The organism is Streptomyces sp. NPDC006512 (genome assembly GCF_040611935.1).
In the GTDB taxonomy this organism is placed as follows: Bacteria; Actinomycetota; Actinomycetes; order Streptomycetales; family Streptomycetaceae; genus Streptomyces.
The window spans coordinates 58,930-81,398 of sequence record NZ_JBEXPG010000031.1; the positions used below are offsets into that span (position 1 = coordinate 58,930).

Annotated in this window: 16 protein-coding genes; 10 read left to right on the plus strand and 6 right to left on the minus strand. The window is 70.0% G+C overall.

The window, feature by feature from the left end; all coding sequences use genetic code 11:
• The first annotated feature begins 198 nt into the window (after nt 1-198).
• Entirely contained in the window at nt 199-2,922 is a 2,724-nt protein-coding gene (gene mgtA / locus ABZZ17_RS22390) for a magnesium-translocating P-type ATPase (RefSeq protein ID WP_356878061.1), read from the plus strand.
• A 16-nt stretch (nt 2,923-2,938) separates the two neighbouring features.
• On the plus strand, nt 2,939-3,664 hold the full coding sequence (locus ABZZ17_RS22395; protein WP_356878062.1) for an MgtC/SapB family protein: 726 nt from the start codon (nt 2,939-2,941) through the stop codon (nt 3,662-3,664).
• Here ABZZ17_RS22395 and ABZZ17_RS22400 read toward each other — a convergent pair.
• The 4 genes from ABZZ17_RS22400 to acnA all read right to left on the minus strand — a co-directional run bounded on the left by ABZZ17_RS22400 (nt 3,657) and on the right by acnA (nt 10,099).
• The gene (locus ABZZ17_RS22400) at nt 3,657-4,583 is read right to left on the minus strand and encodes a carbohydrate ABC transporter permease (protein ID WP_356878063.1); all 927 of its coding nucleotides are present in this window, start codon (nt 4,581-4,583) and stop codon (nt 3,657-3,659) included. The genes ABZZ17_RS22395 and ABZZ17_RS22400 overlap by 8 nt on opposite strands.
• A 15-nt stretch (nt 4,584-4,598) precedes the next feature.
• A complete protein-coding gene (locus ABZZ17_RS22405; RefSeq protein WP_356878064.1) occupies nt 4,599-5,543 on the minus strand; it encodes a sugar ABC transporter permease in 945 nt (314 codons plus the stop codon).
• Nucleotides 5,544-5,586: 43 nt separating this feature from the next.
• On the minus strand, nt 5,587-7,038 hold the full coding sequence (gene ngcE, locus ABZZ17_RS22410) for an N-acetylglucosamine/diacetylchitobiose ABC transporter substrate-binding protein (RefSeq protein WP_356878065.1): 1,452 nt from the start codon (nt 7,036-7,038) through the stop codon (nt 5,587-5,589).
• 331 nt (nt 7,039-7,369) lie between these two features.
• Nucleotides 7,370-10,099 carry an aconitate hydratase AcnA gene (gene acnA, locus ABZZ17_RS22415; protein ID WP_356878066.1) on the minus strand — a complete coding sequence of 910 codons (2,730 nt, stop codon included), beginning with the start codon at nt 10,097-10,099 and terminating at the stop codon, nt 7,370-7,372.
• Nucleotides 10,100-10,747: 648 nt separating this feature from the next.
• On the opposite strand from acnA, the gene ABZZ17_RS22420 reads away from it, so the two are divergent.
• The 4 genes from ABZZ17_RS22420 to ABZZ17_RS22435 all read left to right on the plus strand — a co-directional run bounded on the left by ABZZ17_RS22420 (nt 10,748) and on the right by ABZZ17_RS22435 (nt 16,235).
• The gene (locus ABZZ17_RS22420; RefSeq protein ID WP_356878067.1) at nt 10,748-12,277 is read left to right on the plus strand and encodes a UDP-N-acetylglucosamine 1-carboxyvinyltransferase; all 1,530 of its coding nucleotides are present in this window, start codon (nt 10,748-10,750) and stop codon (nt 12,275-12,277) included.
• Between the two features lie 129 nt (nt 12,278-12,406).
• Nucleotides 12,407-13,792 (plus strand): 3'-5' exonuclease, encoded by a 1,386-nt coding sequence (locus ABZZ17_RS22425; RefSeq protein ID WP_356878068.1) that lies wholly within the window; start codon nt 12,407-12,409, stop codon nt 13,790-13,792.
• A complete protein-coding gene (locus tag ABZZ17_RS22430) occupies nt 13,789-14,508 on the plus strand; it encodes a DarT ssDNA thymidine ADP-ribosyltransferase family protein (protein ID WP_356878069.1) in 720 nt (239 codons plus the stop codon). The genes ABZZ17_RS22425 and ABZZ17_RS22430 overlap by 4 nt, the downstream gene beginning before the upstream one ends.
• The gene (locus tag ABZZ17_RS22435) at nt 14,505-16,235 is read left to right on the plus strand and encodes an ADP-ribosylglycohydrolase family protein (protein ID WP_356878070.1); all 1,731 of its coding nucleotides are present in this window, start codon (nt 14,505-14,507) and stop codon (nt 16,233-16,235) included. The genes ABZZ17_RS22430 and ABZZ17_RS22435 overlap by 4 nt, the downstream gene beginning before the upstream one ends.
• 177 nt (nt 16,236-16,412) lie before the next feature.
• Here ABZZ17_RS22435 and ABZZ17_RS22440 read toward each other — a convergent pair whose 3' ends face one another.
• The gene (locus tag ABZZ17_RS22440; RefSeq protein WP_356878071.1) at nt 16,413-17,657 is read right to left on the minus strand and encodes a DNA sulfur modification protein DndB; all 1,245 of its coding nucleotides are present in this window, start codon (nt 17,655-17,657) and stop codon (nt 16,413-16,415) included.
• A gap of 257 nt (nt 17,658-17,914) precedes the next feature.
• Between ABZZ17_RS22440 and ABZZ17_RS22445 the strand changes: the two genes are divergently transcribed.
• The 4 genes from ABZZ17_RS22445 (at nt 17,915) to ABZZ17_RS22460 (ending at nt 21,836) form a co-directional block, all read left to right on the plus strand.
• On the plus strand, nt 17,915-18,940 hold the full coding sequence (locus ABZZ17_RS22445; RefSeq protein WP_356878072.1) for a hypothetical protein: 1,026 nt from the start codon (nt 17,915-17,917) through the stop codon (nt 18,938-18,940).
• Between the two features lie 90 nt (nt 18,941-19,030).
• Complete coding sequence (locus tag ABZZ17_RS22450; protein WP_356878073.1) at nt 19,031-19,522, plus strand: NUDIX hydrolase; 492 nt, start codon at nt 19,031-19,033, stop codon at nt 19,520-19,522.
• Nucleotides 19,523-19,629: 107 nt separating this feature from the next.
• Entirely contained in the window at nt 19,630-20,334 is a 705-nt protein-coding gene (locus tag ABZZ17_RS22455; RefSeq protein ID WP_356878074.1) for an excalibur calcium-binding domain-containing protein, read from the plus strand.
• A gap of 119 nt (nt 20,335-20,453) precedes the next feature.
• Nucleotides 20,454-21,836, plus strand: coding sequence for a cytochrome P450 (locus ABZZ17_RS22460; RefSeq protein ID WP_356878075.1), 1,383 nt, complete (start codon nt 20,454-20,456; stop codon nt 21,834-21,836).
• Between the two features lie 40 nt (nt 21,837-21,876).
• Here the strand turns inward: ABZZ17_RS22460 and ABZZ17_RS22465 are convergent, their stop codons facing one another.
• Nucleotides 21,877-22,452 (minus strand): hypothetical protein, encoded by a 576-nt coding sequence (locus ABZZ17_RS22465; RefSeq protein WP_356878076.1) that lies wholly within the window; start codon nt 22,450-22,452, stop codon nt 21,877-21,879.
• Nucleotides 22,453-22,469 lie beyond the last annotated feature (17 nt).

Below are 22,469 nucleotides of genomic sequence, written 5' to 3' on the forward strand. Positions count from 1 at the left end.
CGCACGGCAGCGCCTGACGCTGCTCCGTGCATTTTTTCACCCCTTCCGCATGCCCTGCACCTCGTGGCGCCGGGCTGCGTCATCCATGCCCACCGGCGCGCCCGGGGCCCTCCGTCCCGCCACCGCGCCGACCCATGATCACTCCACGGGACCGTGCGGCTCCGCGCTGCCCGGACGCCGTGGAGGGAGGTAGTCGTCATGACCATGCTCACCCCTCGTACCCCCGCGAAGCTCGCACCGCCGGGCCGGACCCGCCGCGAGCGCAAGGCCGCCGAGCTGGAGGCCGGCACCCGCCTCGTCGGCGAGCGCCTCGCCGCGACCAGCGCCCGCTCGGGCGTCCAGGTCCTCCAGGACCTCGACACCTCGCGCGGCGGACTCACCCACGCCGAGGCCGCGCTCCGCCTGGAGCGGCACGGCGCCAACGTGGTCGCCCGGGAGCGGGCCCCGCACTGGCTCGTCCAGCTCGCGAAGGCGTACGGGAACCCGTTCATCGGGGTCCTGGTCTTCCTGGCCGCCGTGATGTTCTGGCAGGACCCCGCGGACCCGGGCGTCGTCATCCTCTCCGTGATGGTGGGCATCAGCGGACTGCTGCGCTTCTGGCAGGAGTTCCGCTCGGGCCGCGCCGCCGACGCGCTGAAGCAGCTCGTCACCACCACCTGCGCGGTGCAGCGCCGGGCCGGCACCGGCTCCGCCCCGACCACCTTCGAGGTTCCGATGGACCAGGTGGTCCCGGGCGACCTCGTGAAGCTGGCCGCCGGTGACCTGATCCCGGCCGACCTGCGGCTCGTCGCCGCCAAGGACCTGATGGTCTCCCAGGCCGCCCTGTCCGGGGAGTCGCTCCCGGTCGCCAAGGCCGACATCAGGGGCGGCGACGACGCGGGCGCGGCCGCCTGCGCCGACCCGGTCGAGGCCGGCAACCTCTGCCTGACGGGGACCTCGGTCACCTCCGGAACCGCCACCGGCGTCGTCGTCGCGACCGGCGCCGGCACCTACTTCGGCTCCATGGCGGGCTCCCTGGTCGGCGAGCGTCCGCAGACCAACTTCGACACCGGCGTGCGCAAGGTCAGCTTCCTGCTGATCCGCTTCATGCTGGTCATGGTCCCGGTCGTCTTCATGGTCAACGGCCTGACGAAGGGCGACTGGGACGAGGCCTTCCTCTTCGGCATCGCCGTCGCCGTGGGCCTGACCCCCGAGATGCTGCCGATGGTGGTCTCCGCCAACCTGGCCCGCGGCGCGGTGGCCATGTCCCGGCGGAAGGTCGTCGTCAAGCGGCTCAACGCGATCCAGAACCTGGGCGCGATGGACGTGCTCTGCACCGACAAGACCGGCACCCTCACCGAGGACCGGATCGTCCTGGACCGCTACCTCGACGTGCACGGCGAGGAGGACGCCGAGGTCCTGGAGTACGGGTACCTCAACGCGCACTTCCAGACCGGACTGCGGAACCTGATGGACCGGGCGGTCATCGACCGCGTCGACGAGGCCGAGGAGGTTGTCGTCGACGCACGGTTCTCGATGGTCGACGAGATCCCCTTCGACTTCGCCCGGCGCCGGATGACCGTCGTCCTCAACCGCAACAGCGTGGTGGGCGCGGGCGGCCGCACCGAACACGTCATGATCACCAAGGGTGCCGTCGAAGAGGTCCTGGACCTGTGCACCCACATGACGGACCGCGGCGAGACGGTCGAGCTGACCGAGCAGCTGCGGTGGCACGTCACCCGGATCGCCGAGGACAACAACCGGCGGGGCCTGCGCGTCCTCGCCGTCGCCACCCGCACGGTCGCCGAGCCCCGCGACACCTACACCGTCGCGGACGAGGACCGGCTGACCCTGGTCGGCTTCCTCGCCTTCCTCGACCCGCCGAAGGCCTCCGCCGCCGCGGCCCTCCAGGGCCTGGCCGACAAGGGCATCGCGGTCAAGGTCGTCACCGGCGACAACGAGCTCGTCGCGGCCCGCGTCTGCGCCGAGGTCGGCATCGAGGTGGGCCACGTGGTCCCCGGCTCCGAGGTGGACGCCCTCGACGACGCGGCGCTGCGCGCGCTGGCCGCCCGTACGACCGTCTTCGCCAAGGTCAACCCCCTCCAGAAGGCCCGGATCGTCCGGGCCCTGCAGGCCGAGGGGCACACCGTCGGCTTCCTCGGGGACGGGATCAACGACGCGGCCGCCCTGCGGGACGCGGACGTCGGCATCTCCGTCGACACCGCGGTGGACATCGCCAAGGAGTCGGCGGACATCATCCTGCTGGAGAAGGACCTGACCGTCCTGGAACAGGGCGTCGTCCAGGGCCGGACCACCTTCGGCAACACCATCAAGTACATCAAGATGACCGCGTCGTCGAACTTCGGCAACGTCTTCTCGGTGCTGGTGGCGAGCGCGTTCATCCCCTTCCAGCCGATGCTCGCGATCATGCTGCTGGTGCAGAACCTGGTCTACGACATCTCCCAGCTGGCCACGCCCTGGGACCGGATGGACGAGGAGTACCTGCGCAAGCCGCGCAACTGGGACGCCAAGGGCATCTTCCGCTTCATGGTCACCATCGGTCCGATCAGCTCGGTCTTCGACATCGCGATGTTCGTGATCATGTGGAACGTCTTCGCCGCGAACAGTGAGGCGAGCCAGTCCCTCTTCCAGTCCGGCTGGTTCGTCGAGGGCCTGCTCTCGCAGACCCTGATCGTCCACATGATCCGCACCCGCAAGATTCCCTTCGTCCAGTCCCGCGCCTCCTGGCCGGTGATGGTGATGACCGTCCTCGCGGTGCTGACCGGTCTGTGGCTGCCGTTCTCGCCGCTGGCCCCTTCGCTGGGCTTCGTGGCCCTGCCGGCGGGCTACTTCCCGTGGCTGATCGGTGTCCTGCTCGCGTACTGCACGCTGACGCAGCTCGTGAAGACCTGGTACATCCGCCGGTTCAACACCTGGCTGTAGAGGGGAGGGCGGGCCGATGACGCTGCTCAGCGAAGGGCAGATGGCCGGGCACCTGGCCGCCGCGCTCGGCTTCGGGGCGCTGATCGGCCTGGAACGGCAGTGGCGCGCCCGGATGGCGGGACTGCGCACGAACGCCCTGGTCGCGGGCGGGGCCGCGCTGTTCGTGCTGCTCTCGCAGTACGGGTTCCTCAGCGCGGTCTCCGAGGTGAACTACGACGGCTCCCGGGTCGCCGCCCAGATCGTCTCCGGGATCGGCTTCCTCGGCGCCGGAGTGATCATGCGGGACGGGCTCAGCGTCCGGGGCCTGAACACGGCCGCCACCCTGTGGTGCTCGGCGGCCGTGGGCTGCCTGGCGGGCGTGGGCCTGTTCGTGCTGGCCGCCTTCGGGACGGCGGGCGTGGTGGGGGCGAACCTCCTGCTGCGCCCGCTGGGCCGGCGGCTCGACCGGGAGCCGCGGGGCGGGGCCGAGGTGGCCTCCGACTACCACTTCGAGGCGGTATGCCTGGAGGCGGAGGAGGCCCGCGTCCGCCACCGGGTGGTCGACGCGCTCGGCCGGCCCGGCTACCAGCTGCGGGAGATCCGCAGCCAGGACGGGCCGGCCGCCGGTCTGGTCACCGTGTCGGCGCTGCTGACCGCCGAGGGGACGCAGGGCCGGACGCTGGAGGAGGCGGTCAGCAGCCTCTCCCTGGACCCGGCCGTCTCGGCGGTCGGCTGGTCGGTCCTGCCGGACCCGGCTACTTGAGGGTCGCGGAGGTCAGACCGGCCTGGATCTGGCGCTGGAAGGAGAGGTAGACCACCAGCATCGGGATCATCGCGATGGTCACGCCGGCGAACAGCACCGGCAGGTCCGTCTCGTAGCCCATCTGGTACTGGAGCTGGATCAGGCCCTGGGTGAGCATGTACCGCTCGGGGTCCGATCCGCTCTGCGGCTGCATCAGCACGGAGGGCAGGATGTACTGGTTCCACTGGCCCAGGACATTGAATATCCCCACGCTGATCAGGCCGGGCTTGGCCATCGGCAGCATCACCTGGAAGAAGATCCGGGTGTCGGAGGCCCCGTCGATCACCGCCGCCTCGTGCACCGCCGTCGGCAGCGTACGGAAGAAGGAGTGCATGAAGAAGACCGTGAACGGCATCGAGTAGGCGACGTAGACCAGGATCAGGCCCTGGTAGCTGTTGAGCATGTCCAGGCGCTTGACCATGAAGAACAGCGGTACGAGCGCGAGGAACACGGGGAACATGGCCCCGCTGACGAAGAAGTAGTAGATGATCCGGTTCCCCTTGAAGGGGTACCGGGCCAGGACGTAGGCCGCCATGGAGCCCAGCAGCATGGTGAGCGGCACCGAGAACACCATCACGATGAGGGTGTTGGCGAAGTAGTCGCCGATCCCCTTGTCCCAGGCCCGCCCGAAGGCGTCGAAGTTCCAGTTCGAGGGCCAGCTCAGGGCCGAGCCGCCGATCTGCGAGTCGGTCTTGAAGGATCCGAGCGTCAGCCAGATCAGGGGCAGGACGATCAGTATCGCCCAGACGGCCAGGAAGCCGTGGGAGAAGACGTTGAGCGCCATGCCGTCGGAGGCGCGGTTCCCGCCCGCCTTGGGGCGGCCGCTGCCGCCGGACTTCTCGGCCGCGGCCTCGCCGGGGGCCTTGATCACTGTGGTCATCGTGTCGTCTCCCGCTCAGAACTCGATGCGCTCGCGGCGGGTGGCGCGCAGCGTGACAAGGGAAAGGATCAGGGTCAGGATCAGCATGACCACGCCCATGGCGCAGGCGTATCCGCTCTTGCCGAAGTAGAGGAAGTTGCGCATCAGGACCGTGGCCATGACCTCGCTGTGGTGGTCGGGTCCGCCGCCGAACTGGCCCGAGGTCATGGTCGACACGAGGACGAACATGTCCATCGCGGCGATGCCCAGGTAGACCGCCGAGGTCTGTACGGAGTCCCAGAGCAGCGGCAGCGTGACCTTGACGAAGGTCTGGGCGCGGCCGGCGCCGTCCAGCAGGGCGGCCTCGTAGATGTCCTTGGGTACGGACTGCATGGCCGCGGAGAAGAGGACCAGGTAGAAGCCGACGCCGTGCCAGACGACCACGAGCAGCAGGCACCAGAGCACGAGGTCGGGCTCGTTGAGCCATTCGACGGGACGGGCCTGGTCGACGACGCCGATCCGGGTGAGGAAGCCGTTGAGCAGGCCGCCCTCGTCACTGCGGTAGACGGCGCCGAACAGCACCGCGAGGATGGCGAGGGAGAGGACCTGCGGGAAGAAGTAGACGACCTTGTAGAAGGCCGATCCCCGTACGCCCCGGACGCCGCCGGCCCCGCTGCGCCCTCCCGCGTTCACCATGAAGGCGAAGAAGAGGGCGAGCAGGATGGTGATCGTCGGGACGAACACCAGGAGCAGCAGGTTGTGCCACAGGGCCCCGAGGAAGACCTCGTCCTCCATCAGCGTCGAGTAGTTCTCCAGGCCGACGAAATCGAACGTCGGTGACTGGCCCGACCAGTTGGTGAAGGAATATCCGAACGTCTGGACGTACGGCCAGATGACGAAGGTCAGGTACAGCGCGAGGGGCAGGACGAGGAATCCGGCGATGAAGCCGCCCCGTCCCCTGCTCGTGGCTACTTGGCTCATGGTGTCCGTCCCTGGTGGTTCCGGGTGACCGGTGGACGCGGTGTCAGCTGCGCTTGTTGTTCTTGGCGTTCGGGTCCTTGGCCGCCTTGTCTACCGCAGCCTGGGCCCGCTTGATCCATTCCTTGGGCTGGATGCGCTGGGCCATCAGCTCATTGGACGCGTTCTCCAGCTCGGTGCCCATCTCGCTGTACCACTCGGTGTACAGGTAGTTGAAGGTGTTGTCGCCGGCGCCTTTGAGCGCCTCGACGGCGGACTGGGTGCCGGGCCGCAGCTTGACCGTGGGGTCCACGCCGTCCTTGACGACGGTGAGCGAGTTGGCCTGCTGGGCGAAGGTCGTCGACCATTCGCGCGAGAGCATCGAGCGCAGGAACTCCAGGCCGCCGGCCTTGTTGGCGGCCTTCTCCGGGACGATGAAGGGCTCGCCGGCGCCGGCCCGGATGGCCTCGAAGGGGAGCTTGCTGTCGGGCAGCAGGGGCATCGGCAGGAACTTCATGTCGAAGTCCTCCGGGGTCTGCTTCAGCTGCTCGTTCTCCAGCCAGGATCCGGAGGGGATGAAGACGGCCTTGTACTGGTTCCAGGCGGTCTGGGACTCCGTGTGGGTGAGGCCGTTGGTGCCCGGCATCAGGAGGCCCTTCTCGACCACCTCGTAGACCGCCTCGACCGCGGCCAGGGCCGCCGGATTGCCCTCGAAGGCGTTCGGCTCCAGGTTGTCGATGGCCTTCATGGCCTCCAGACCGCCCTTCTTGGCGATCAGGTCCATGATGACGACGTTGATGTAGTACGGGTACTTGCCCTGGTGGGCGAGGCCGCCGATGCCGGCCTCCTTCGCCTTCGTGCAGACGGCCAGGAACTCGTCCCAGGTCTTCGGCGCCGTCCAGCCCTTGTCCTTGAAGAGCTTGCCGGAGTACCAGAAGCCGAAGACGGTGTACACGTAGTTCAGGGCGACGAACTTGCCGCCCTGCGTGCCCTGTTCGACCGTGCCCTTGATGAGGGTGTCGCGGACCTTCTTGGCGGGGTCGTCGAGCGAGGGGGCGTCGAGCACCTGGGTGAGGTCGGCCAGCTGGCCCCCCTTGAAGAGGACGTCGAGCTTGATCTGCTGGGCGCCGGCGTCGTCGACGACGTCCGGCGGGTTGCCGCCGTTGAAGCGGGGCTGGAGCTTGGCGGTGATCTCCTGGGTGCCGAGGTGGGAGCTGGTGGTGCCCCACTTCTTGTCGAAGGCGGCTTCCCATGCCTTCGCGTAGTCGTCACCGAATCCCCCCTTGAAGACGACCACCTCCAGCTTGCCGCCCTTGGCGACGCCGAAGGGGTTCTCGGGGGAGGTGGCCGCCTTGGACTCGTTGCCCTTGGGGGCCGCCTCGCCGCCGGAGGCGCAGGCGGACAGGAAGCTCATCGTCGGGACGGCGATCAGGCCGAGTGCCGCGGAGCGCTTGATCAGGTCCCGGCGGCCGAGGCCCTCACCGGTGTGGTTCTCGCCGTGGGCGGAGGTGGATCCCATGCTCAAGTCCTCGCCTTCGTCAGGAGTGTGAAGGAGGCGGGAAAACACGGCAGTTCCCGTGCATGCGGGCATCACCGCAGGTCCCCGCCGTCCCCCGGTCCGGGGCCGCTCATTGCGCGGTGGTCCGGACGGGCACAGGTATAGTCCACTTCCGCTCGGCTGAGCAAGATCGTGCACAAGGATCGTCCCCGGCTTTTCCGAGTTGAGACCTCACCGTCACCTGGCCTGCTCCCCCTGGAGCGCCCGGGCCAAACGGAAGGGCCGTATCCCCTTGTCGGGGATACGGCCCTATGGTGCCGATCTCGGACGGATCGCTCCGCCCGGCGCGCCCTTAGCCCCGGATGAGGTTCCGGAGCACGTACTGCATGATGCCGCCGTTGCGGTAGTAGTCCGCCTCACCCGGCGTGTCGATGCGGACGACCGCGTCGAACTCCACACCGGTCTCGGTGGTCACCTTGACGGTGCGCGGGGTGGTGCCGTTGTTCAGCTCCTCCACACCGGTGAAGGAGAAGGTCTCCTGGCCGGTGAGGCCGAGCGAGGAGGCGGTGACGCCCTCGGGGAACTGCAGGGGCAGGACGCCCATGCCGATCAGGTTGGAGCGGTGGATGCGCTCGTAGGACTCGGCGATGACGGCCTTGACGCCGAGCAGCGCGGTGCCCTTGGCGGCCCAGTCGCGGGACGAGCCCGAGCCGTACTCCTTGCCCGCCAGGATGACCAGCGGGATGCCGGCGGCCTGGTAGTTCTGGGAGGCGTCGTAGATGAAGGAGACCGGCGCGCCCTCGACGGTGAAGTCGCGGGTGAAGCCGCCCTCGGTGCCCTCGGCGATCTGGTTCCGCAGGCGGATGTTGGCGAAGGTACCGCGGATCATGACCTCGTGGTTGCCGCGGCGGGAACCGTACGAGTTGAAGTCGCGGCGCTCGACGCCGTGCTCCGTGAGGTACTTGCCGGCCGGGGTGTCGGCCTTGATGGCACCGGCCGGGGAGATGTGGTCGGTGGTGACCGAGTCGCCCAGCTTCGCCAGCACGCGGGCGCCGGCAATGTCGGAGACCGGGGTGGTCTCCATCGTCATGCCCTCGAAGTAGGGGGGCTTGCGCACGTAGGTGGACTGCGGGTCCCACTCGAAGGTGTTGCCGGTCGGGATCGACAGCGCCTGCCACTGGGCGTCGCCCGCGAAGACGTCCTGGTAGGACTTGCTGAACATGTCCTCGCCGATGGCGTTGGCGACGACGTCGTTGACCTCGGCCTCGGAGGGCCAGATGTCCTTGAGGAAGACCGGCTTGCCCTCGGTGTCGGTGCCGATGGCCTCGGTGGTGATGTCCACCTTCATGGAGCCCGCGATGGCGTACGCGACGACCAGCGGCGGGGAGGCCAGGTAGTTCATCTTGACGTCGGGGTTGATGCGGCCCTCGAAGTTGCGGTTGCCCGAGAGGACCGAGGTGACCGCGAGGTCGTGCTCGTTGATCGCCTTCGAGATCTCCTCGTCCAGCGGACCGGAGTTGCCGATGCAGGTGGTGCAGCCGTACCCGACGAGGTTGAAGCCCATCTTGTCGAGGTACGGGGTCAGGCCGGCCTTGTCGAAGTAGTCGGTGACGACCTTCGAGCCCGGGGCCAGGGTGGTCTTGACCCACGGCTTGCGGGTCAGGCCCTTCTCGACGGCCTTCTTGGCCACGAGCGCCGCGGCGACCATGACGTAGGGGTTCGAGGTGTTGGTGCAGGAGGTGATCGCGGCGACGGTGACGGCGCCGTGGTCGATCTCGAACGAGGTGCCGTCGGCCAGGGTGACCTGGGTCGGGCGGCTCGGCACGCCGTTGGCGGAGGCCGGGGCGTCGGAGGCCGGGAAGGACTCCTTGCCCGCCTCGTCGTCGTCCTCGACGTAGTTGCGCACGTCGAGGGCGAACTGCTGCGAGGCGTTCGCGAGGACGATGCGGTCCTGCGGGCGCTTCGGGCCGGCGATGGAGGGGACGACCGTGGAGAGGTCGAGCTCCAGCTTCTCGGAGAAGTCCGGCTCGGCGGCCGGGTCCAGCCACAGGCCCTGGGCCTTGGCGTACGCCTCGACGAGCGCGACCTGCTGGGCGTCGCGGCCGGTCAGGCGCAGGTACTTCAGCGTCTCGTCGTCGATCGGGAAGATCGCGGCGGTCGAGCCGAACTCCGGCGACATGTTGCCGATGGTGGCGCGGTTCGCGAGGGAGGTGGCGGCGACGCCCTCACCGTAGAACTCGACGAACTTGCCGACGACGCCGTGCTTGCGGAGCATCTCGGTGATGGTCAGCACGAGGTCGGTGGCGGTGGTGCCGGTGGGCAGCTCGCCGGTCAGCTTGAAGCCGACGACGCGCGGGATCAGCATGGAGACCGGCTGGCCGAGCATCGCGGCCTCGGCCTCGATGCCGCCGACGCCCCAGCCCAGCACGCCGAGGCCGTTGACCATGGTGGTGTGCGAGTCGGTGCCGACGAGGGTGTCGGGGTACGCCTGGCCGTTACGGACCATGACCGTGCGGGCCAGGTGCTCGATGTTGACCTGGTGGACGATGCCGGTGCCCGGGGGGACGACCTTGAAGTCGTCGAAGGCGGTCTGGCCCCAGCGCAGGAACTGGTAGCGCTCCTTGTTGCGGCCGTACTCCAGCTCGACGTTCTGCGCGAAGGCGTCCTTCGTGCCGAACTTGTCGGCGATGACCGAGTGGTCGATGACCATCTCGGCGGGCGAGAGCGGGTTGATCTTCGCCGGGTCGCCGCCGAGGGCCTTCACGGCCTCGCGCATGGTGGCGAGGTCGACGACGCAGGGGACGCCGGTGAAGTCCTGCATGATCACGCGAGCCGGCGTGAACTGGATCTCCTCGCTGGGCTGGGCCTGCGAGTCCCAGTTCCCGAGCGACCGGATGTGGTCGGCGGTGATGTTCGCGCCGTCCTCGGTACGGAGCAGGTTCTCCAGCAGGACCTTCAGGCTGTAGGGAAGGCGGGCGGAGCCCTCGACCTTGTCCAGCTTGAAGATCTCGTACGACTCGTCGCCCACCTGCAGCGTGCTGCGGGCGTCGAAGCTGTTCGCCGACACGACAGTCTCCTTCATGCATGATTTCGCGCGTATTACCGCAATCCTGCCGCCACGCCCCTTGGCCAATCCGCTAAGGTAAGGCTAAGTTAGGTAACCCTTACCAGCGGGGGCGGCTGCGGTACGCCTTCGGCAGATATCTCGATGTCGAGATAACTCTAGTACATGTCCGGGGGCGGGGACGAGGCACGCACCCCGGCGATCGCCGGGCGTGCCGCCGACCGGGCGCTTCCGCATGCCTGGGCGCCGACCGCATGAGCAGTGCAGATGCATCGAAGTCGACATTCCGGTCCGGCTCAGGGGTGACGGCCGTCACGGACGGGGACCGTACGGAAGTACCCCAAACGCGGCGCCGCGGGGACGGCCGCCCGCAGCCGTTCACGGCTGCCGGCGAGCGGGGGACCCACCGGGGCAGATGGCCGCAAAGGGTGCGAGGCGACGCCGATCGCGCCACGCCGCTGTCGCCGGCGTCGCCGCCGGGAGCAACTCCCCGACGCGATCCGGCACAACTCCCCACCCCGGGCCGGGAGCAGCCGCTCGCCCCGCCCGGCCGCGCACCGCGCACACCCGCCACACGGCGGGTACGAAACGGAATCTGACGGTCGGTGACACCCGTCTGCCACACCCAGCGCGAGCGCCATCTCATATCTGAGATACCGTGCACCCATGGCAGACGACTACCTCGTACGCATCGGCAAGCTCATCCGTGACGCCCGGCAGCACCGTGGCTGGACGCAGAGTCAGCTCGCGGACGCCCTCGGCACCAGCCAGAGCGCCGTGAACCGGATCGAGCGCGGCAACCAGAACATCAGCCTTGAGATGATCGCCCGAATCGGTGAAGCTCTCGACAGCGAGATCGTGTCTCTGGGCTACGCCGGTCCGATGCACCTGCGCGTCGTCGGCGGCCGGCGCCTGTCCGGTGCCATCGACGTCAAGACGAGCAAGAACGCCTGCGTGGCCCTGCTGTGCGCCTCGCTCCTCAACAAGGGCCGCACCGTCCTGCGCCGCGTCGCGCGCATCGAGGAGGTCTACCGCCTCCTGGAGGTCCTGAACTCCATCGGCGTGCGCACCCGCTGGATCAACGACGGCGTCGACCTGGAACTCATCCCGCCGGCCCGCCTCGACATGGACGCCATGGACGCGGACGCCGCCCGCCGGACCCGCAGCATCATCATGTTCCTGGGCCCCCTGCTGCACCGTATGGACCACTTCCGGCTGCCCTACGCCGGCGGCTGCGACCTCGGCACCCGCACCATCGAGCCGCACATGATCGCCCTGCGCCGCTTCGGCCTGGACATCACCGCGACCGAGGGCATCTACCACGCGCAGGTCGAGGCCGGCGTCTCCCCCGACCGCCCGATCGTGCTGACCGAGCGCGGGGACACGGTCACCGAGAACGCGCTGCTGGCCGCGGCCCGCCACGACGGCGTCACCGTCATCCGCAACGCCTCCTCCAACTACATGGTCCAGGACCTCTGCTTCTTCCTGGAGGCGCTCGGCGTCAAGGTCGAGGGCATCGGCACCACCACCCTCACCGTCCACGGCGTCCCCGTCATCGACGTGGACGTGGACTACTCGCCCTCCGAGGACCCGGTCGAGGCGATGAGCCTGCTGGCCGCCGCCGTCGTCACCGAGTCCGAGCTGACGATCCGCCGGGTCCCGATCGAGTTCATGGAGATCGAGCTCGCGGTCCTCGAGGAGATGGGCCTCGACCACGACCGCTCGGCCGAGTACGTCGCCGACAACGGCCGCACCCGCCTGGTCGACCTCACGGTCCGCCCCTCCAAACTCGAAGCGCCGATCGACAAGATCCACCCGATGCCCTTCCCCGGGCTGAACATCGACAACGTCCCGTTCTTCGCCGCCATCGCCGCGGTCGCCCAGGGCCAGACCCTGATCCACGACTGGGTGTACGACAACCGGGCCATCTACCTGACCGACCTCAACCGCCTCGGCGGCCGCCTCCAGCTCCTGGACCCCCACCGCGTCCTGGTCGAGGGCCCCACCCGCTGGCGCGCGGCGGAGATGATGTGCCCGCCGGCACTGCGCCCGGCCGTGGTCGTCCTCCTCGCCATGATGGCGGCCGAGGGCACCTCGGTCCTGCGCAACGTCTACGTCATCAACCGCGGCTACGAGGAACTCGCGGAACGCCTCAACTCGGTGGGCGCCCAGATCGAGATCTTCCGCGACATCTAAAGGACGCGGCGCCAAGGACCCCGCCCGTTCCGGGCGGGGTCCTTGGCGTAAAACCATCTGGATCATCCGGGCAGAACAGGCATCCTTCACAGAGGCACTGACGGTGTCTCAAAACTGAAGGGGTGGGGGATGGGGCTTCCCGAGCCGGTGGGACGGCAGTCGGACGTGGCGTACCTGCCCGCGGCCGGCCATCACGTGGTTCTCGGTACGGCGGGGACCGGAAAGACCGTGATGGCCATGCTGCGGGCGTTGTACTTGTCGGACCCAGGAGTGGCGGGATCCGGCAGGACCCTGCTCGTGACCTACAACAACGCTCTCGTCTCCTACCTCAAACACTTCGCCGGCGAAACGGACCGGCTCGACATCTGCACCTACGGCAAGTTCGCCCGCGGCTTCCTGCACCACCACGGCGCGATGAAGGGCCAGGCGATCGCCACGTCCTTCACCCGTCGGCGGCTGATCCGGTCCGCGCTCGCGGCTGTGGCCCCGAAATACGCGACGCACAAGTTCTTCGAGAGGGATCCCGGATGGTTCGAGGACGAGATCGCCTGGATCTCCGGCATGGGTCTGCGCACTTGGGAGGCGTACGAGGCCGTTGACCGGCTGGGCCGCCGCACGCCCCTCAGCGTCTCCCTGCGCGAGGTCGTATGGGAGATCGCGCAGGAGTACCGGCTGCGGCGGGCAGCAGAGGGCCACGCGTACGACTGGCACGACATGGCCGCCGCCGTGCGCGACCACCAGGCCGCGGACGACGGGCCACGGACGTACCGGCACGTCATCATCGACGAAGGCCAGGACCTTTCCCCGGAGGAGATCCGGTCGCTCGCGGAGGTCGTCGACCCCGAGGGCTCCGTGACCTTCTTCGGCGACTACGCCCAGCAGATCTACGGGCAGGGGATGTCGTGGCGGGCCTGCGGCCTGAAGGTGGCCCGCGTCGAGATGTTCAAGGACAACTATCGCAACTCGGCCGCCATCGCCCAGTTCGCCATCGCCCTGAGCGAGTTGCCCTTCTTCGGCCGCACCGATGAGCTCGTGCCGCCGGTCGCGCCCCGCTCCAGGGGTTCGCTGCCCACGCTCGTCGCGTGCACCGACCGTGCACAGGAGATATCGGTGATCCGGTCGACCGCCCAGCAGCTGGGCCAGGTGGGTACGGTCGCCGTACTCGGCCGTACCTGGGCCGATGTGGACGAGGTCTGCGCGGGCCTGGCGGCCCGGCGGATCGACAAGGACCAGAGGTTCCGCTGGGACTATGCGCCGGGGGTGTACTACACCACGTACCACTCGGCGAAGGGCCTCGAGTTCGACACGGTCCTGATGCCCTTCTGCTCGGGAGACACCCTGCCCCTTCCCGAGGTGGTCAAGGCCCTGGGCTCGGACGACGCGGACGAGCGGGAGTCGAAGCTCCTCTACGTCGGCATCACGCGCGCCAAGTCGGACCTGGTCATCACCTACAGCGGAACGAAGACCCACCTGCTGCCGGAGGGCGACGGCCTGTACGCGGAGGTGCGGCCGTGAGCCGTACCAGCGGACCCGCCCTGGCCGAAGCGCTACGACGGAGCAAAGCCACCCGGCTCGCCCACTTCACCCCTGCCCGCAGTTTCCCGCACATCCTGCGCGACGGGGCGATCCGCAGCAGCAAGGACCTCGCGGAAGCTGCACCCGAGCAGTTCACCCCCACCGATCGCGAGCGGTTCGACCGACAGCCCGACAAAGTCTGCTGCACCTTCCAGTTCCCCAACGGCTACTACCTGGCACAGGCCAGGCAGAAGCCCGACCACCAGAACTACCCGGACTGGATCTGCCTGTTCCTGGACGTGGAGCTGGCCCTGCGCGAAGGCACGCTCTTCGCGCCGTGCAACGCGGCGAAGCAGAGCGGCGCGCGGCTGCGCCCCGGCCCCGAGGCGCTGCTGGAACTCTTCGCCGCGACGAGTGACGACTGGCCGCGCGGAGCGGGCCATCTCCAGGGGGCCGCCACCAACTTGCAGGCGGAGGTGCTGATACCGGGCCCCATCGAACTCAAGCACGTACTGGCCGTCGCCATGCCCAGCCACGAGGCGGTGGCCAACGAGCTGGCACGGCTGCGCATCCTCAAGGCCGAAGTACCGCCTTTGACCTGGCTCGTGGAGCCGGTGCTGTTTGATAGGAACCGACTGAGCAGCCGCGTGCGCAACGGGCCTCCCCTCACCGAGGCCGTCTGGGTGCCGCCGCAGAGTGATGGGATGACCCGGTGACCGGACAGAAGCCGGCAGACCTGTTGGACCGTACCCGCGGCGTGCTGTTCGGGGCGGCCGTCGGTGACGCCTTGGGCTGGCCACAGGAGCAGCGCAGCGGCATCGTCGGGGGCCAGGCCTCGCGCACCGCGGCACCGGCTCTCGCCTTCCGCCCGTGGCTGCGCTGGGCCGGGAGCCAGTACACCCGCTACCGGGACCCGGTCGCAGCGGGCGAGTACAGCGACGACACCCAGCTGCTGCTCGCGACGGCTCGCGCCTGCCTGCGCGGAGACGGCTGGCGGAGCTGGCTCACCGAGGTCGAGCTCCCGGCATGGCCTCTCTACCAGCGCGGCGGCGGTCGGGCCGTGCTCAGCGCGTGCCGCAGCTGGCAGGCCGGTACCCGCCCTTGGGAGGGTCAACGCACCAAGGTGGGCGCCTACTTCAACGCCGGTGCCAACGGTGTGGCCATGAGGATCGCGCCCCACGCCGTCCACACGCTGACCGACTCCTCTCCGGAGCGGCTGGTCTCGCGCGTGGTGGCCGACGGGGTACTGACCCACGGGCATCCCCGCGCGCTGCTCGGCGCGGCGGTCTACGCCCTGGCCGTCAGACACACGCTCCGTCAGCAGAACGCCGGCGAGTACGGGGACGTCGTGCTCGCCGTGACCGACATGCCGCAGTGGCGCGATCCCGTCCTCGCGCGCGGGGCCCTCCCCGAGGGCTGGTCGACCGCCTTCACGGACGCCACCGGTGGTTCGTTCGACACGGCGTGGGCCGAGACCGCGCGGGAGATGGACGAGTTGCTCGCAACGGCGCGATCGTCTCTGGAGCGGGCCGCCCTCGCCGACGACGTGCAGACCCTCGCGGCACTCGGCTGCTTCGACAAGCAGCGCAACGGCGCGGGTACCGTCTCGGCCGCCGCCGCCTGCTACCTGGCGGCGCGTTCCTCGGTACGTCCGACCATGGGGCTGCTCAGGGCTGCCTTCCTGGACCGCGCCGACACCGACACGCTCGCCTCGATGACCGCCGCGCTGCTCGGCGCCCTGCACGGCACGGACTGGATCGCGCCGCTGATGCGCGAGGTACAGGACGGAGCCTGCCTCTCGCGCACGGCAGCCGCGTTGACCGGACCGCTCCCGGCCGCCGACGCGACCGAGAAGGAGCGCACGGAGGTGCAACAGTCCGAGTGGCTCAGTTCCCTCGTGGAGGACGGGAACACGGAGCGGTTCGTGGACGGCCGCGCCGTGACACAGGTGCGGCACTACAGCCTGGACAGCAAGAGCCAGGACGTCACGCGCTTCGCACTGACCCTGGACGACGGCCAGTCGCTGTACGTGGACCGCGCGGTGAAGCGGGGAGTGTCTCCGGCCCCGGCACGGCAGGAGCCGCCCGCCGCACCCGCCGCGGGGGTGACCCGTATGGCCATCCACGTACGCAACCTCGCGGAGACCCGGAAGTTCTACGGCGAAGTGCTCGGGCTTCCTGTGCAGGACAGGGGGCCCGTGCTCTATGTGACACCTTGGCTGGCCCTGTTGGAGATGTCGGGCCCCCTGGACACTCCGACGGCAGGACCATTGCAGTTCACCGTGCAGACCTCGGACCCGGCGCGCATCACGGCCATGGTGGACCAGTACAACGTGCCGGTCACCCCCCGGGGCCCCCGCGACATCCCGGGCTCTCTGCGGGTGATCGACCCGGACGGCCACGAGGTCCTGGTGTGGCCGGTGGATGAGCGTCCCGTCGCATAGCCGGCTGCACCCCGTCCCCACCCCGCTCACGTGGGTGGACAGCGAGAAGGTCCAAGCACAGTTCTGCGACATCCAGGACAAAAAACCTCCGCACTCCACCCGGAGGGCCCCGGGCCGTGCAGAATGGCAGCGCCCCCTCCCCGACGCAAACGGGGAGGGGGCGCCCTGCTGTGTGCGTCAGAAGCCCTGACGCTGGTACGGCAGCCCGCGGATCTGGCGGCCCACTTCGGAAGCGGGGTTGTTCAGCGCCTCGTAGACCTTGTGGCCCGAGTCCCGGGCACCTCCGGCCCAGCTGACGGTGCCCCTGTCGTTGACCTTGGCGGCGACACCGCCCCAGTAGTCGGCCTCCCGCTCCCAGCGGACGTCTTCCAGCAGGCCCTGCACGGTCTGCCCCTCGGGGAGCGTCTCCTTGGACCAGGACATCTGACGGTGGACCGTGGCTCCGAGGCCGGCGAGGACGGCGGGCGCGGTGATGGCCGTCTTGGCGTGGAAGAGGTCGGCGTGGTCCCGGATCAGGGCGCTCAGCGCCTCGACCGTCTCGCGCTTGACGGCGTTCGGATCGGTGTCCTTGATGTCGTCCGGGTCGACGTCGCCGGAGGCGGCGTGGATGCCGGGCTTGCCGAGGATGGTGGTCACGACGAGGGTGCGCAGACCGGAGAGGGTCATCCACTCCCGCGCCTTGGAGTTGACCTGGCGCTTGCCGGTGATCACGAAGTCGCCGAGGGGGCGCTCCTCGCCCTCGTGGGTGACCGCGGTGCTGTCGACGAGCATCTGGGTGATGGTCGTGGCGAAGTCCCGCATGTCCATCGACAGCGCGAGGGACTTGTCGACGGGGGCACCCTTGAGGTTGCGGTCGTGGAAGATCTGGCGGGCTTCCAGGACGCTGATGCCGTGATAGACCTCGAAGGCGATCATCGCGCCCTCGAAGTCGAAGTCCTTGAGGCCGTAGGCGCCGGGGTTCTTCTTGATCCGGTGGAGGGCCGTGACCTGGGTTTCGCCGTCGATGGCGATCAGGCCGTTGCGGATCGGCAGGTACGAGGAACCGGTGGCGGGATCGATCGTCAGCGGGCGACGGCACCAGAGGGTGACCGGCGGGATCGACCAGGCGTTCCCGAACTCGCCCTTCAGTCCGGCCGCGATGTAGTCGGCGTAGCTGACGACGTTCTGCCCCTTGGGGCTGCGGGGGGTCCCGATGAGGCGCTGGACCTCCGCCCGCATCCGGGCGTAGTCGTCCGGTTCGCGGCCCGCCTTCACGTCGCGGGCTGCGACCTCTTCGACCTCCATGGGGTCGTTGACCAGGTTCGTCAGGTTCTCGATGTCGAGGCGACCGATGACGAGGGTGTCCCTGATGACCATGAGGTCGATCGGGAGCCCGTTGGTGATGGGCTTCAGGGCAGGAGCCCGGAAAGTGTCAGCAGACAACGCAGTCCCTTCGTCCGACGACCGTCGACTGACGGAACGTCATGCGCTGGATGCTAGCGGACATCGCGACAACTGCTCAACTGCGGCGGGGAGTTCAGCCCTCAAAGGTGTTCCGCAGATACGAATCTGCCATCTGCGGCAGGACGTGGCCGGTTCCCCTCCCGCCCCGCGTGCACGATCCGGGGAATCCGGATGCCGCAGCCTGCTCGGTGCTGGGTACGATCGGCGGGTTTCGACTCGTGCCAGGAGAGCCGCCCGTGTACCCGCCGCCGCATTCGCACCCGTCCGCGCCCGTACCGGGGCGGTGGCAGCGCCCCGCGCTGATCGTCCTGATGCTGGTCTTCGTGCCGCCCCTCGGCATCGTGCTCGCCTGGCGCGGGCTGTGGAGCCGCAGGCGGAAGGTCGTGGCGACCCTGCTGTCCGCGATGTGGTTCGCGCTTCCGGGCCTCGTCGACTCGCCCGGGAAGGCGCCCCGCGCGGACGCCGGGCCCCGGGTGGAGACCGCGTCCGCGGCCCCCGTCCCGGGCCCGACACCCTCCTCCTCGCCCACGCCGGCGCCGAGCGAGCCGGTGGCCTCGTACGTCGGGCAGGGCCTCAAGGAGGCGAAGGCGGCCGCCCGGGACGCCGGGTACGACGCCGTCTCGCACGACGCCTCGCCGGGCAACGCCGGCCAGTGGGACGACGGGAACTGGCGGGTCTGCTTCCAGGAGCCGGCGGCCAAGCCCCTGCGGAAACGGCCCACGCTCGACTTCGGCGTGGTGCGCGTCGAGGAGCCGTGCCCCACGAAGGACGGCGACCCGATCCCGCACCCGAAGATGCCGAAGGTCGTCGGGCTCGCCTTCGCGCGGGCCTCCGAAGTCCTGCGGCCCCTCGGCCTGCGGGCCGTGGAGGCGCGCAGCGCCTACACCGATGTCACCCTGCCCGGCGCCGTGGACGAGTGGACCGTCTGCTTCCAGGACCCGCGTGAGGACCAGGAGGTCACGTACCCGGGGAACAGGACCGCCCACCTCTCCCTCACCGCCCCCGGCACGCCCTGCCCGGGGCGGGAGAACACCGAGCTGCGCCCCGACCCCGACCCGGACCCGGACCCGGACCCCGCACCCGCGCCGCCGAAGCGCGGGGGCTCGTCCTCCGGCGGCAGCAGCGGCGGGGGCGGGCAGGCCGGCGTCCAGTTCGGGCGGTTCTGTTCACCCGTCGGCGCCCGCGCCACCACCGGCGACGGACGGCCCGCGAAGTGCTTCATGGGCAAGGACGGCCGGGCCCGCTGGGGTTACGGCAGCTGATCGACCGGCATCGGCAGACCGGGCCGCCCCGGCGGGCTCCGGGCACACTGGACGGGGGTGCGCCCCGGCACCCCGGGAAAGGGGAATCGCATGGCGAACGGCTGGCTTCCGCCCGCGGAGTACGTCGAGACCATCGCCCGGGCGACCAGTTACGCCTGCCTGTACTTCACCGATGCCGCCGGGCGGCCGGTGCAGCTGCGAGCGGTGCATTCCTACGAGGAGTGGCAGTGGCCCGGCGGGAACATGGATCCCGGGGAGACGCCGTGGCAGTGCGCGGTGCGGGAGTGTCTGGAAGAGACCGGGATCGTGTTCGGGGGGCCGCCGCGGCTGCTCGGTACGCACTTCATCGGGCACCAGGGCGAGGCCTGGCCGGCGAACCACATCGGGTTCGTCTTCGACGGGGGCACGCTCACGGACGAGCAGATCGCCGGGATCGTCCTGGACCCGGCGGAGCACAGGGAGGTCGGGGTCCGCTCGGTGGCGCAGTGGGAGGCGCTGATGACCCCGGTGAACTTCGCGCGGCTGCGGGAGATCGACGCCGCGCGCAGGGAGGGACGGGTGGCGTACCTGGAGACCCCCTGACGGCGGATTCCGTGTCACTGGAACATGACTCCAAACGCCTGACCCGGGCGGAGCGGCACGCATAGGCTTCGGCGGTTGCACCACTGCTGATCCTGGGGGGTCATTCCATGTTCCACCGTAGGGGCGTTGCCATAGCCGGCGCCGTGGGGGCCGTCGTCCTGTCGCTGGCCGGCTGCGAGGACTCCGCGCCGAAGAAGGGCGCGGACGCCAAGCCGAGCGCCGCGCCGTCGGCCAGTGCCGCCGCGTCGGCCTCGCCGAGCGCGTCCGCGCGGCCGGTCATGCCGGCCGTCGTCGGGACGAAGTTCGCGGCGGCCGAGACCGAGGTGAAGAAGGTCGTCACCGCGCCGGTCGAGGCCCGCGCCGCCTACGCCGACGTCAAGCTGCCCGCCGACCGTTCCGCGTGGGACGTCTGCTTCCAGACCCCGGCGGCGGGCAGCGAGGTCACGGCCACCGCCTCCGTCGAACTCTCGCTCGTCGCGCCCGGTACCCCGTGCCCGGACAAGGCCGGAGCCACCCTGCGGCCCTCGAAGGCCCCGGCCACCACCCCGGCACCGGCCCCGACGAAGTCCAAGGCCACCACCGGCGGGACGACCGGAACGGGCGGGACCACCGGCGGTACGAGCGGTTCCACCGGCACCACCGGCGGTACGAGCGGTACCACCGGCGGCACGGCCACCGGCGGCGGGGGCAGCGTCTACTACAAGAACTGCGACGCCGCGAAGGCCGCCGGAGCGGCGCCCATCCGCCGCGGCCAGCCCGGTTACCGTGACGCCCTCGACCGGGACAAGGACGGCATCGCCTGCGACAAGTAGGCGAGCGCGCACAGGGACGCGGCGGGGTCGGTTTCCGGCCGCACCCCCCGCCGTCCCTCGCCGGTCACGGCGGGGGACGGCAGAATCGGGCGCATCGGTACGGCGTCGAGGGGGCGGCCATGGCAGTGGAAACGCGAGCGGGCAGGGAAGTTCCGGAGCTGGAGGGGGTCCCGCTGCTCGGGTCGCTCCTCGACCTGACGTCGGACTCGCTCGGCACCTACCTGCGCGCCCAGCGCCGGCACGGCGACGTCGTACGGGTCACCGCCGGTCCGCCGGGGCTGCGCGCCGAGCTGTACTGCGTGTTCTCCCCGGAGGGCGCGCAGCAGGTCCTCGCCTCGGAGTCGGCCAACTTCCGCAAGGACAACGCGTTCTACCAAGAGGTCCGGGACTCCTTCGGCAACGGTCTGCTGACCAGCCAGGACGAGGACTACGTCCGCCAGCGCCGGATGGTGCAGCCGCTGTTCACCCGCAAGCGGGTGGACGGCTACGCCGGAGCGGTCGCGGCGGAGACCGGGGCCACCCTCGCGGCCTGGGGCGGGGCCGCGGACGGGATCGTCGACGTGCATGACGAGATGACGCGCCTGGCCCTGCGTGCGGTGACCCGGATCCTGTTCGGCACCGACGCGGACTCCACCGTCGACGTCGTCCACCGGTGCTTTCCGGTCATCACGCAGTACGTACTGCGCCGCGGCTACTCCCCCGTGAACGCCCCCCGGTCGTGGCCGACCCCGGGCAACCGGCGGGCGGCGACGGCCATGGAGGAGCTGTACGGCGTCTGCGACCGGATCGTGTCCGAGCGGCGCGGGGCGCCCGCGCCGGACGGCGGCCGGGGCGAGGACCTGCTGACCCTGCTCGCGGCGGCGCGGGACGCGGACGACGGCGGCTTCGACGCGGACGAGCTGCGGGACCAGGTGCTGATCTTCCTGCTGGCCGGGCACGAGACGACCGCGACCTCGCTGGCGTTCACCCTGCACCTGCTCGGCCGCCACCCCGAGGAGCAGGCGCGGGCCCGCGAGGAGATCGTCCGGGTCCTGGGCGACCGTACGCCGGAGGCCGCCGACCTCGACCGGCTCCCGTACCTCACGCAGGTACTGAAGGAAGCGATGCGGCTGTACCCGGCGGCCCCGGTGATCGGCCGCAAGTCCGTCGCCGCCACGGAGGTCGCCGGGTACGCCGTCCCCGCGGGCGCCGACGTGATCCTGGCTCCGTGGGTGACCCACCGCCACCCGCGCCACTGGCCCGAACCGGAGCGCTTCGACCCCGGCCGGTTCGCGCCGGAGGCGGAGGCCGGGCGGCCGCGGTACGCCTGGTTCCCCTTCGGGGGCGGCCCCCGGGCCTGCATCGGGCAGCACTTTTCGATGCTGGAGTCCGTGATCGCGCTGGCGATGATCCTGCGGGCCTACGAGTTCGAGGCCGTGGACACGGAGGTCCCGGTGAGCGCCGGGATCACCCTGGAGACGAGGGGACCGGCGCGCTGCCGGATCCGCCCCGCCGCCGGGTGACCCCGTGCCCCTCGGCCGCGGCGGTCGTCAGCGATAGTCGTCAGCGGTAGTCGTCGGGGTGGCCCTGCATCCAGACGTTGATCTTGTCGCGGGTGTCGATCAGGGTCTTCTGGTTCTTCTTCAGGTTCTCGAAGGACCGGTCGCCGCCCAGCTGCTTGTCGAGCTTCGCGATCAGGCTGATCGGCTCGGGGAAGTGGCCCGGCCCCTTGGCGTCGGCCTTCATCGCCCGGTCCATGCGGTGGAGCTCGTCGTAGACCCGGCCCAGGAAGTAGGAGCAGTTCCCGGGCGTGCAGGAGTCGTTCAGCGTGGCCTGGAGGCCGGCGAAGGCGTCCCGTACGAGGGAGACGGGCTCCTCCGAGCCGCGCGGCGACGGGGAGCCGGCGCTGAAGGAGGGCGAGGCGTCCGGTGCGACGGTGCTCCCGCCGGATCCCGCGACCGACGCGGACGGCGTCGGGGACGCTGTCGGGGACGCGGCGGCGGACGGCGAGGCGGACGCGGACGCCGGGGCCGGTGCGGAGGCCTTCGGATCGTCGCCGCCGCCGCAGGAGACGGTGAACGCCGCCAGGGTCAGGGTCATGAGCGTGGCCGCGGCGGTCCGCGCGGTGGTGTGGAACATCGTTTCCCCCAGGGTCT

Coding starts and splice junctions, on each gene's coding strand:
- ABZZ17_RS22450 (WP_356878073.1), top strand. CDS start 19,031: ATGGCGAACGGCTGGCTTCCGCCCGCGGAGTACGTCGAGACCATCGCC.
- ABZZ17_RS22455 (WP_356878074.1), top strand. CDS start 19,630: ATGTTCCACCGTAGGGGCGTTGCCATAGCCGGCGCCGTGGGGGCCGTC.
- ABZZ17_RS22420 (WP_356878067.1), top strand. CDS start 10,748: ATGGCAGACGACTACCTCGTACGCATCGGCAAGCTCATCCGTGACGCC.
- mgtA (WP_356878061.1), top strand. CDS start 199: ATGACCATGCTCACCCCTCGTACCCCCGCGAAGCTCGCACCGCCGGGC.
- ABZZ17_RS22460 (WP_356878075.1), top strand. CDS start 20,454: ATGGCAGTGGAAACGCGAGCGGGCAGGGAAGTTCCGGAGCTGGAGGGG.
- acnA (WP_356878066.1), bottom strand. CDS start 10,099: ATGAAGGAGACTGTCGTGTCGGCGAACAGCTTCGACGCCCGCAGCACG.
- ABZZ17_RS22465 (WP_356878076.1), bottom strand. CDS start 22,452: ATGTTCCACACCACCGCGCGGACCGCCGCGGCCACGCTCATGACCCTG.
- ABZZ17_RS22425 (WP_356878068.1), top strand. CDS start 12,407: ATGGGGCTTCCCGAGCCGGTGGGACGGCAGTCGGACGTGGCGTACCTG.
- ABZZ17_RS22400 (WP_356878063.1), bottom strand. CDS start 4,583: ATGACCACAGTGATCAAGGCCCCCGGCGAGGCCGCGGCCGAGAAGTCC.
- ngcE (WP_356878065.1), bottom strand. CDS start 7,038: ATGGGATCCACCTCCGCCCACGGCGAGAACCACACCGGTGAGGGCCTC.
- ABZZ17_RS22395 (WP_356878062.1), top strand. CDS start 2,939: ATGACGCTGCTCAGCGAAGGGCAGATGGCCGGGCACCTGGCCGCCGCG.
- ABZZ17_RS22405 (WP_356878064.1), bottom strand. CDS start 5,543: ATGAGCCAAGTAGCCACGAGCAGGGGACGGGGCGGCTTCATCGCCGGA.